The organism is Pseudomonas sp. (assembly GCF_037994325.1).
Lineage (GTDB): Bacteria > Pseudomonadota > Gammaproteobacteria > Pseudomonadales > Pseudomonadaceae > Aquipseudomonas.
In genome coordinates, this window is the sequence record NZ_JBBNAH010000411.1 from 1 (window position 1) to 10099 (window position 10099).

The following is a 10099-nucleotide window of genomic DNA, read 5'->3' on the forward strand; positions in this document are numbered from 1 at the left end:
GAGTGAGTTAAGAAATGGCAGAAGCAGCGATCAGCAACGTACCCGTCAAGGCAGACCCCAACGAGCCAAAGAAGCCGCTGTTTGGCTTGGCATTTTTGGAGAATCTGTCGCAGATGACCATGCTGCGCCAAGTCGGCCTATTGGTCGGCCTTGCCGCCAGCGTGGCCATTGGTTTTGCCGTGGTGCTGTGGTCGCAACAGCCGGATTACCGCCCGCTGTATGGCAGCCTGGAAGGCATGGACGCCAAACAAGTGACGGAAACCCTGACTGCCGCCAATATTCCGTACACCATGGAGCCCAACTCTGGCGCGCTGCTGGTCAAGGCCAGCGATGTCTCCCGTGCCCGTTTGCAGCTGGCGCAAGCCGGCGTTTCGCCGCGTGATGCCAACGTTGGCTTTGAAATTCTCGACGGCGAGCAGGGTCTCGGCACCAGCCAGTTTATGGAAGCCACCCGTTATCGCCGTGGCCTGGAAGGCGAGCTGGCGCGCACTGTTTCCAGTTTGAACAACGTCAAAGGCGCCCGCGTGCACTTGGCCATTCCGAAAAGCTCCGTGTTTGTTCGTGACGACCGCAAGCCCAGCGCCTCGGTGCTGGTTGAGCTATACCCAGGCCGCGCGCTGGAGCCAAGTCAGGTCATGGCGATCGTTAATTTGATCGCCACCAGCGTGCCGGAATTGAGCAAATCGCAAATCACCGTGGTCGACCAGAAAGGCAACCTGCTGTCCGACCAACAAGAGCTTTCTGAATTGACCATGGCCGGTAAGCAGTTCGATTACAGCCGGCGCATGGAAAGTATGTTCAGCCAGCGCGTCGACAGTATTTTGGCACCCGTACTGGGCAATGGTCGTTACAAGGCTGAAGTGTCGGCGGATGTGGATTTCAGCGCGGTTGAGTCGACATCGGAAATGTTCAACCCCGACCAACCAGCGCTGCGCAGCGAGCAGAAAGTTAACGAAGAGCGCTCCAGTGCCGCCGGTTCGCAAGGCATTCCTGGCGCCGTCAGCAACCAGCCGCCAGGCCCAGCCAGCGCGCCACAGCAAGCCGCAGCCGGTGCGCCAGCGGCCCCCGGCCCGATTGCCGCTGGCCAACCGTTGCTGGATGCCAACGGCACACAGATCATCGACCCGGCCACCGGCCTGCCAAAACTGGCGCCATACCCGGCCGACAAGCGTGAACAAGCGACGCGTAACTATGAGTTGGACCGCTCCATCAGCCACACCAAACAACAGCAAGGCCGTCTGCGTCGTCTGTCGGTGGCGGTGGTGGTGGATGATCAGGCCAAGATCAATGCGCAAACCGGTGAAGTCACCCACACACCGTGGAGCGCCGCGGACTTGGCGCGCTTTACCCGCCTGGTGCAGGACTCGGTTGGTTTTGACGCCGCCCGTGGCGACAGCGTCAGCGTGATCAACTCGGCCTTTACTGCCACCCAAGGCGAAGAAATTGAGTCGATTCCGTTCTACACCCAGCCGTGGTTCTGGGATGTCGTAAAACAAGTACTGGGTGTGCTGTTTATTCTGGTGCTGGTATTTGGTGTGCTGCGTCCGGTACTGAACAACATCACTGGCGGTGGCAAAGGCAGTAATGCCCTGGGCCACGACGGCCGCGATGGTGATGTGGAGCTGGGCGGTATGGGTGGGCTGGATGGTGAGTTGTCCGCCGATCGCGTCAGCCTGGGTGGGCCAGCAAGCATCATGCTGCCAAGCCCGTCCGAGGGGTATGATGCGCAACTCAATGCGATCAAGGGGCTGGTAGCCGAAGACCCGGGTCGCGTCGCACAAGTGGTTAAAGAGTGGATTAACGCCGATGAGTGAAAAAGGCACGCCAGCCAAGCTAACTAAGGTCGATAAGGCCGCGATTCTGCTGCTTTCTCTCGGCGAAACCGACGCTGCGCAGGTGTTGCGCCACTTGGGGCCTAAAGAAGTACAAAAAGTTGGCGTGGCCATGGCGCATATGCGCAATGTGCAGCGCGAACAGGTTGAACAAGTGATGGGCGAGTTCGTCGACACCGTCGGCGACCAGACCAGCGTTGGCGTAGGCGCCGACAGCTATATCCGCAAAATGCTCACCCAGGCCCTTGGCGAAGACAAAGCCGGTAGCCTGATCGACCGTATTCTTCTGGGCGGCAGCACCAGCGGCCTGGACAGCTTGAAATGGATGGAGCCACGGGCTGTGGCCGACGTGATCCGCTACGAGCACCCACAAATTCAAGCCATCGTGGTTGCCTACCTCGACCCCGACCAGGCCGGCGAAGTGCTTGGCCACTTTGACCATAAAGTGCGTCTGGATATCGTTTTGCGCGTGTCGTCGCTGAATACCGTGCAGCCCGCAGCGCTAAAAGAACTCAACCAGATTCTTGAGAAACAGTTCTCCGGCAGTGCCAACACCTCACGTGCGACCATGGGTGGCGTGAAGCGCGCTGCCGACATCATGAACTTCCTCGACAGTTCGGTAGAAGGCCAGTTGATGGACTCCATCCGCGAAGTCGACGAAGACCTGTCGTCGCAGATCGAAGACCTGATGTTTGTCTTCGACAACCTCGCCGATGTCGATGACCGGGGCATTCAAGCGTTGCTGCGCGAAGTGTCTTCCGACGTGCTGGTGCTCGCGCTCAAAGGTGCCGACGAAGCGATCAAGGAAAAGGTCTTCAAGAACATGTCCAAACGTGCCGCCGAACTGCTGCGCGACGACCTCGAAGCTCGTGGTCCGGTGCGCGTCAGCGATGTGGAAGGCGCGCAAAAAGAAATTCTCACCATCGCCCGCCGCATGGCCGAAGCCGGGGAAATCGTCCTTGGTGGTAAAGGCGGCGAAGAAATGGTTTAAGGCACAACATGGCCAACAAGGACGCACCGAGCGAGCTGATCCGCGCCAAGGATGTTGGCGGCTTCACCAGCTGGGCGTTACCGAGTTTCGACCCGGAAAGCGAGCACCCAGCGCCCGAGCCAACGCCAGCGCCTGCTGAACTTAACGCCCAGGCCGCAGCAGAACCTGAGGCCAACCAGCAGGGCGAAGAGGTTCAGCTGGAGGATGTCAAACCCTTGACGCTCGACGAGTTGGAGGTCATCCGTCAGGAGGCTTACAACGAGGGCTTTTCCACGGGCGAGCGCGACGGTTTGCGCTCCGGCCAGGTTAAAGCCAAGCAAGAGGCCGACGTCGCCCTAGCCGCCAAGGTCGCCAGCCTTGAACTGTTGATGAGCCAATTGCTCGACCCGATTGCCGAGCAGGATCAGCAACTGGAAGTGGCACTGGTCAACTTGGTCAGCCATATGACCCGGCAAGTGGTGCAGCGTGAGCTCAGCACCGACTCCAGCCAGATCCGCCAGGTATTGCGCGAGGCGCTGAAATTGCTGCCCATGGGCGCTGCCAATGTGCGCATTCATATCCATCCGCAAGACTTCGACATGATCAAAGCCCTGCGTGATCGCCATGAAGAGACCTGGCGCATTCTTGAAGACGAAACCCTGCAGCCCGGCGGTTGCCGTGTGGAGTCGGAGCAATCGCAGATCGACGCCACCATCGAGACTCGCCTGGCGCAAATGCTTAAGCAACTGTTCGAGCAGCAGCGCGAACAAGCCACCTCGCCGGCCGAGCCGGATATCCAGATTGACCTGGACGCCGTGCCGGTCAGCACACCGCCCGAGACCCCGCATGAAGCTTGAGCGCTTGAGCTTCGTCAAACGCATGACGGGCTACAGCGAGGCCATTCAATTACCTGCCCAGCCGATTGTTGAAGGCCGTTTGCTGCGCATGGTCGGCCTTACTCTGGAAGCCGAAGGCCTGCGCGCTGCCTTGGGCAGCCGCTGCCTGGTGATCAACAACGGCAGCTATCACCCGGTGCAGGTTGAAGCCGAAGTGATGGGTTTTGGCGACGGCAAAATCTATTTGATGCCAGTTGGCAGCCTGGCCGGTATTGCCCCCGGTGCCCGTGTGGTGCCATTGCCGGACAGCGGCCGTTTGCCGATGGGCATGACCATGCTGGGCCGCGTGCTGGATGGCACCGGCCGCGCCTTGGATGGCAAGGGCGGTATGAAAGCCGAAGATTGGGTGCCGCTGGATGGGCCGATGATTAACCCGCTTAACCGTCACCCCATTGATGAGCCGCTGGACGTGGGTATCCGCAGCATCAATGGGCTGCTAACGGTGGGGCGTGGTCAGCGTCTTGGTCTGTTCGCCGGTACCGGCGTCGGTAAGAGCGTGCTGTTGGGCATGATGACCCGCTTTACCAAGGCCGACATCATTGTGGTGGGGCTGATCGGGGAGCGGGGTCGTGAGGTAAAAGAGTTTATCGAGCACATCCTTGGTGAGGAGGGCATGAAGCGCTCGGTGGTGGTTGCCTCGCCCGCCGATGACGCGCCACTGATGCGCCTGCGCGCCGCCATGTATTGCACACGTATTGCCGAGTACTTTCGCGACAAAGGCAAAAACGTTTTGCTGCTGATGGACTCGCTGACCCGTTTCGCCCAGGCCCAACGGGAAATCGCCTTGGCCATTGGCGAGCCGCCCGCCACCAAAGGCTATCCGCCATCGGTATTTGCCAAGCTGCCAGCCCTGGTCGAAAGGGCTGGTAACGCCGAACGGGGTGGTGGCTCGATCACCGCCTTCTACACTGTGTTGTCAGAGGGCGATGACCAGCAAGATCCTATCGCCGATGCCGCGCGGGGGGTGCTTGATGGCCACTTCGTGCTGTCGCGGCGTCTGGCCGAAGAAGGGCATTACCCGGCCATTGATATTGAAGCGTCGATCAGCCGAGTGATGCCATCGGTTGTCGATGCCGAGCATATGCGCAACGCCCAACGCTTTAAGCAGTTATGGTCGCGCTACCAACAAAGCCGCGACCTCATCAGCGTCGGCGCCTATGTGCCCGGCGGTGATCCGGAAACCGATTTAGCCATTTCCCGTCATCCGGCGATGGTTCAGTACTTACGCCAGGGGCTTAATGACAATGAAGGCCTGCAGCGCAGCAAAGATTTACTGGCAGCGGTGTTCGCACCAGCGCCACCACGCGGCTGATAACCGGCGGCTAAGGAAGCGCAATTAAATGGCCGTGCAAAGCCGAGCGGCGCGTTTAGCGCCAGTGGTAGACATGGCTGAGGCCGATGAGCGCGAGGCCGCGCGTAACCTGGGCAAATGCCAAACCTTGTTAAACCAGGCGGAAGGCAAATTGCAGAGCCTGCACCAGTACCTCAACGACTATCAGCAACAATGGATTACCGAGGGGCGTCAGGGCGTTTCCGGACAATGGCTGATGAACTACCAACGCTTTTTGGCGCAGCTGGAAACGGCGATCAACCAGCAAAACCAAAGCGTGGCGTGGAACCGCAACAACCTCGATAAAGCGCGGGAAATCTGGCAGCAGCGTTACGCGCGGCTGGAAGGGTTGCGCAAGCTGGTGCAGAAGTACCTGGATGAAGCGCGGGTGGCCGCCGATAAACGCGAGCAAAAATTGCTCGACGAGTTATCACAGCGGCTCTTGCAACGTGAGCGCAATTGAATTCAGCTGCTAGAGTGTTGAATGCCTCAACCTTCTGTGTTGCCGGGCTTTTTTAATTCTGTGGTTCATTTGGGGTAGGGGAGCTTTCATGGCGATCACTTCATTGCCGTCCAGCGACGGGCAAGAGCTGACCATCCGTATTCAGGGACGTTTCGACTTCGGCGCACACCAAGCATTTCGCGACTCGTATGAACGGGTGAATATTTCGCCCAAACGCTACGTGGTCGATCTCGACCACACCACTTACCTCGATAGTTCCGCCCTGGGTATGTTGTTGCTCCTGCGCGACCATGCCGGTGGCGACCACGCGCAAATCAGCCTGGTGAACTGCAACGCGGATGTGCGCAAAATCCTGGCGATTTCCAACTTCGAACAACTGTTCAAGATTATCTAAGGTTTGATAACCGTGGGCGCGCGCCTGTCCATCCTGATTGCCGAGGACAACGCCGCTGACCGCATGCTGCTGTCGAGCATCATCAGCCGGCAGGGCCATCGGGTGCTGACCGCCAGCAATGGGCTGGAAGCGGTGGCGATGTTCGACCAGGAGCAACCCGACCTGGTGTTAATGGACGCCTTGATGCCGGTAATGGACGGCTTTGAGGCGGCGCGGCGGATCAAACTCAAAGCCGGCGAAGCGCTGGTGCCGATCATCTTTCTTACCTCACTAACCGAGGGCGAGGCACTGGTACGCTGCCTTGAAGCCGGTGGTGACGACTTCCTCGCCAAGCCCTACAACCGGGTCATTCTCGACGCCAAGATCAAGGCCATGGACCGTTTGCGCCGCTTGCAGGCCACGGTACTGGAACAGCGCGACCTGATCTCCCGGCATAACGAGCACCTGCTCAATGAGCAGCGCGTGGCCAAGGCGGTGTTCGACAAGGTGGCCCACTCCGGTTGCCTGGACGCGCCGAATATTCGGTATATGCAATCGCCCTTTGCCGTGTTCAACGGTGACCTGCTATTGGCCGCCTTCAAGCCTTCGGGCGGCATGCATGTGCTGCTCGGCGATTTCACCGGTCACGGGTTGCCGGCCGCTATCGGCGCCATGCCACTGGCCGAAGTGTTTTACGGCATGACCGCCAAGGGCTATTCACTGTCGGAAATCCTTCGCGAGGTAAACGCCAAGCTCAAGCGCATTCTGCCGGTGGGCGTTTTCTGCTGTGCGACGTTGCTTAACGTCAGTTTTCAGCGGCGCGTGGTGGAAGTCTGGAATGGCGGTCTGCCGGATGGTTACCTGCACCGCATCGCCACCGGGGAGCGCGTGCCGTTGGTGTCGCGCCACTTGCCGCTGGGGGTGCTGGAGCCCGCCGACTTTAAAGACGCCTGTGAGATCTACCCGATGGAACTGGGCGATCGGCTGTTTTTACTGTCGGACGGTGTGCTGGAAACCCGTAATCCCGCAGATCAACTCTTTGGCGAGTCTCGCCTGCTCAATGTGTTTGCCGCCAATCGCCAGCCAGACCTGCTGTTCGAGGAAATTCAACTGGCGCTAACGGCGTTTCGCGGCGAAGCGCAGGACGATCTCAGCATGGTCGAGGTCTGTCTGGTGGAGGCGGACTCCTTGCCCCGGCCACCGCTGGCGTTTACCGACAGCCGGCAGACCAGTCCGCTGGATTGGGCGGCCAGTTTTGAATTTCGCGCGCAGACCCTTAAGCGCTTTAACCCGCTGCCGTTTCTGTTGCAGTTGTTGCTGGAGGTGCAAGGCCTGCGTCTGCAAGGCGGCGCCTTGTATAGCGTATTGGCAGAGCTGTATTCCAATGCCTTGGAGCACGGCGTGCTGGGTTTGGATTCGCAGCTCAAATGCGATGCTGCCGGCTTTGCCACTTACTACCGCGAGCGCAGCGCTCGTTTGGCCAATCTTGACCAGGGTTATGTGCGTTTTCACCTGCAAGTAATGCCAGAGGGCAGCGGCGGCCGGCTGGTGATCAAGGTTGAAGACAGCGGGCCGGGCTTTAATGTGCAAGAGGTCATTGAGCGACAACGTAATGCGCAAAGCCTGTCAGGGCGTGGCCTAAGTCTGATTCGGCGGCTGACAGAGCGTTCTACGTGGTCGGACGATGGGCGTGGTGTCAGCGTAGAGTTCTCGTGGGGCGATCAGGCATAATCGCTGGCGTTCGCTCAGGGGGAGTTCCGGTGGCTGATATTCATCTCGACAGTGCCGTGTTAGCTGGCTTGCAGGACATTATGGAAGCTGAGTATCCGTTGTTGCTGGATACCTTTGTGGCTGACTCCGAAGAGCGTCTGCGCCTGCTACATGCCGCCTTGGCCAATGGCGATGCCCATGAACTGCGCTTGGCCGCCCATAGCTTTAAAGGCAGCTGCAGCAATATGGGCGCGCCGATGCTGGCCAACCTCTGCAAACAACTGGAAGACGACTCACGCACCGAGGTGCTGGCCGATGCGCCGCATGTGCTGGAGCAGATTGAGCGTGAGTTCGCCATTGTGCGCATCCTGTTGAAGTCCGAACGCCAGCGTTTCTCTACGCGCTAAACCGCCGCTGCTTCTCCTCCGGTGTGCACAGCGCACCCGCAAAATCCGTTGTGCGCACGGCGCTATTTCAGACCCGATACAAACTTGGCCCAAGCCTTGCTATCTCTTCTGCACGACCCACACCGCACGGAGAGTGCAAGATGTCCGTTGCCTCAGATCCACTCCTCAATTCCGCCCCTGTAGCCAAGCCACAAGCCGCGCCGGCGAAGCCTCAGCCCAAACAGGCCGAACCCAGCAACGACGATGCCTCCAGCTTTGCCAAGGTGTACGCCAAGGAACGCCAGGATAAGGCTGTCGACCGTAACGAAGCGGCGGCAAAAGCCAAGAATGCCAAGGCCAATGACAAGGCTGACGACAAGGAACCGGCCGAGCCAACTGCGGCAGCGGCAACGGCCGCTGAGACGCCAGTTGCCGATAGCGGCAATCCCTTGCCGACCGACCCGGCTGAGGTCGAGCCGGTTATCGACCCGATGATTCTGCTGGCCATGGCCGGTCAGCAATTGCCGCAGCCAACCACCGACGAAGCCGGCTTGCCGGTTATCGGTGAAGGTGAGGAGACGCTAGAAATTCCATTGTCGTTGTCGACTCTGGCTACGGCACCCGTTACCCAGACCGAAGACGATGGCCACGATCCGCAAGTGGATGCCATGAGTGAGCTGCCAGGGGTCGACCTGATTCTGGATATGGCGGCCAAGGCCCAGGCCGCGGTGCAGAAGACTGCTAGCAACCCGTCTGCTGCGCAGGCTGGCCAAACCGGTGGCCAAGACTTTGCTGCCGCCATGGCGCAACTCACCGCGAACCCCGAAGGTGGCGAAAGCCAGGTGACCGATGAGCTGGCGCTGTTGGACAAAGGCAAGGACGGCATCGAGGCATTGAAAGACAGCAGCACCGACGTGCACGCCGATGCCTTCGCCAACAAGCTCAGCGCGTTGAATCAGGCGGTTAACCAGCAGGTGACCCAGGCGCAACGTACGCCGCTGGTACCCGGCGCGCCGGTGTCCATGCAGCAGGGCGTGTGGACGGACGATGTGGTGGACAAGGTGATGTGGATGTCCAGCCAGAACCTTAAGTCGGCAGATATCCAGCTTGATCCGCCGGACCTCGGTCGCCTGGAAGTGCGCATCAACATGACCCAGGACGCCGCCACCCAGGTGACCTTTGCCAGCCCGCATGCAGGGGTGCGCGATGCGGTGACGGAATCGATGAACCGTCTGCGCGATATGTTTACCCAGCAGGGCATGAGCATGGACGTCAACGTCTCCGATCAGTCGCTTAACCGCGGTTGGGCTGGGCAAAATGGTGGTGATGGTCAGCAAAGTCGCGGCAACTCGAGCAGCAACCGTTTTGGTGGCGGCGATGAAGAAGTCAGCGTGAGTACCAGCGAGATCCGCAGCAACGGCTCCGTGAGTGGTGGTCGCGGCTTGGTGGATTACTACGCTTAGCCTTCACCCTGCGCTGGTGAACTAGACTGACAACGCCCGCTTATGCGGGCGTTGTTGTGTCTATTCCGAGCGTTTTCGCCGGTTTTCAGTGACAGCCGCAGGTGCTGCTGGTATATCGCAGCGCCCGTTACGCTAGAAGCGTTGTTAGCGGGCGGTAGCAGAAAGGGGAGAGCAGGCAAACCGGCATGCGCAGAACTTGCTGGTATATTCGCGACGCATCCTCCGCTATGTTTATTGCATCCACCGGCGATCAACTGTCGTGCAAACAGCTTGTTAGCACTTGTGCCTGGCAAGCTGGCATAACACTTGCTCCTAACCCTTTGAACACGGATAGAATTCCGATCAGTGACGGATTATTGGCATGGCTAAGAAAGAAAAAGCTGCACCTCCCGCCGATGGCGCTGCACCGGCTCCCGGCAAGGGCAAGCTGAAGCTGATCATTCTGATCGTGGTCGGGTTGTTGATCGCTGTTGGCGGTTCGGTGGGCGCGACCTGGTTCTTCCTGCACAAGAGTGCGCCGGCCGCCGAGGCAGGCAAAGAAGGCGAGAAAGGCGCCGCCGAAGAGGGCAAAAGTCCGGACGGCAAGCCGCTGAAAAAAGAAGCGATTTATGAAGTGCTGGCGCCAGCGTTTATCGTCAATTTCAATGTGAATGGTCGTCAGCGTTATATGCAAGTC

At 59.4% G+C, this 10099-nt stretch carries 9 protein-coding genes and 1 pseudogene; all 10 read left to right on the forward strand.

Annotated elements, in window-relative coordinates; translation table 11 throughout:
• Positions 1 to 14 precede the first annotated feature (14 nt).
• Entirely contained in the window at positions 15 to 1814 is a 1800-nt protein-coding gene (fliF, locus tag AAAB16_RS13950; protein WP_340663857.1) for a flagellar basal-body MS-ring/collar protein FliF, read from the forward strand.
• Positions 1807 to 2823: a flagellar motor switch protein FliG gene (gene fliG, locus AAAB16_RS13955; RefSeq protein ID WP_110618456.1), complete on the forward strand. Its 1017-nt coding sequence runs from the start codon at positions 1807 to 1809 to the stop codon at positions 2821 to 2823. The genes fliF and fliG overlap by 8 nt, the downstream gene beginning before the upstream one ends.
• 8 nt (positions 2824 to 2831) lie before the next feature.
• Positions 2832 to 3659 carry a flagellar assembly protein FliH gene (fliH, locus tag AAAB16_RS13960; protein ID WP_340663858.1) on the forward strand — a complete coding sequence of 276 codons (828 nt, stop codon included), beginning with the start codon at positions 2832 to 2834 and terminating at the stop codon, positions 3657 to 3659.
• Complete coding sequence (gene fliI, locus AAAB16_RS13965; RefSeq protein ID WP_110618454.1) at positions 3649 to 5010, forward strand: flagellar protein export ATPase FliI; 1362 nt, start codon at positions 3649 to 3651, stop codon at positions 5008 to 5010. The genes fliH and fliI overlap by 11 nt, the downstream gene beginning before the upstream one ends.
• A 28-nt stretch (positions 5011 to 5038) precedes the next feature.
• On the forward strand, positions 5039 to 5491 hold the full coding sequence (gene fliJ, locus AAAB16_RS13970) for a flagellar export protein FliJ (protein ID WP_340663859.1): 453 nt from the start codon (positions 5039 to 5041) through the stop codon (positions 5489 to 5491).
• Positions 5492 to 5579: 88 nt separating this feature from the next.
• Positions 5580 to 5885 (forward strand): STAS domain-containing protein, encoded by a 306-nt coding sequence (locus AAAB16_RS13975; protein WP_110618452.1) that lies wholly within the window; start codon positions 5580 to 5582, stop codon positions 5883 to 5885.
• Positions 5886 to 5897: 12 nt separating this feature from the next.
• Positions 5898 to 7595, forward strand: a complete 1698-nt coding sequence (locus AAAB16_RS13980; RefSeq protein ID WP_340663860.1) for a SpoIIE family protein phosphatase — start codon at positions 5898 to 5900, stop codon at positions 7593 to 7595.
• A gap of 29 nt (positions 7596 to 7624) precedes the next feature.
• Positions 7625 to 7981, forward strand: a complete 357-nt coding sequence (locus AAAB16_RS13985) for an Hpt domain-containing protein (protein ID WP_340663861.1) — start codon at positions 7625 to 7627, stop codon at positions 7979 to 7981.
• Positions 7982 to 8121: 140 nt separating this feature from the next.
• A complete protein-coding gene (locus AAAB16_RS13990) occupies positions 8122 to 9423 on the forward strand; it encodes a flagellar hook-length control protein FliK (protein ID WP_340663862.1) in 1302 nt (433 codons plus the stop codon).
• Between the two features lie 361 nt (positions 9424 to 9784).
• A pseudogene (locus tag AAAB16_RS13995) lies at positions 9785 to 10099 on the forward strand (flagellar basal body-associated protein FliL); the annotation flags it as partial.

What these genes read in the sequence shown, in the direction of transcription:
- fliF (WP_340663857.1), top strand. Translation starts at nt 15, where the DNA reads ATGGCAGAAGCAGCGATCAGCAACGTACCCGTCAAGGCAGACCCCAAC.
- fliG (WP_110618456.1), top strand. Translation starts at nt 1,807, where the DNA reads ATGAGTGAAAAAGGCACGCCAGCCAAGCTAACTAAGGTCGATAAGGCC.
- fliH (WP_340663858.1), top strand. Translation starts at nt 2,832, where the DNA reads ATGGCCAACAAGGACGCACCGAGCGAGCTGATCCGCGCCAAGGATGTT.
- fliI (WP_110618454.1), top strand. Translation starts at nt 3,649, where the DNA reads ATGAAGCTTGAGCGCTTGAGCTTCGTCAAACGCATGACGGGCTACAGC.
- fliJ (WP_340663859.1), top strand. Translation starts at nt 5,039, where the DNA reads ATGGCCGTGCAAAGCCGAGCGGCGCGTTTAGCGCCAGTGGTAGACATG.
- AAAB16_RS13975 (WP_110618452.1), top strand. Translation starts at nt 5,580, where the DNA reads ATGGCGATCACTTCATTGCCGTCCAGCGACGGGCAAGAGCTGACCATC.
- AAAB16_RS13990 (WP_340663862.1), top strand. Translation starts at nt 8,122, where the DNA reads ATGTCCGTTGCCTCAGATCCACTCCTCAATTCCGCCCCTGTAGCCAAG.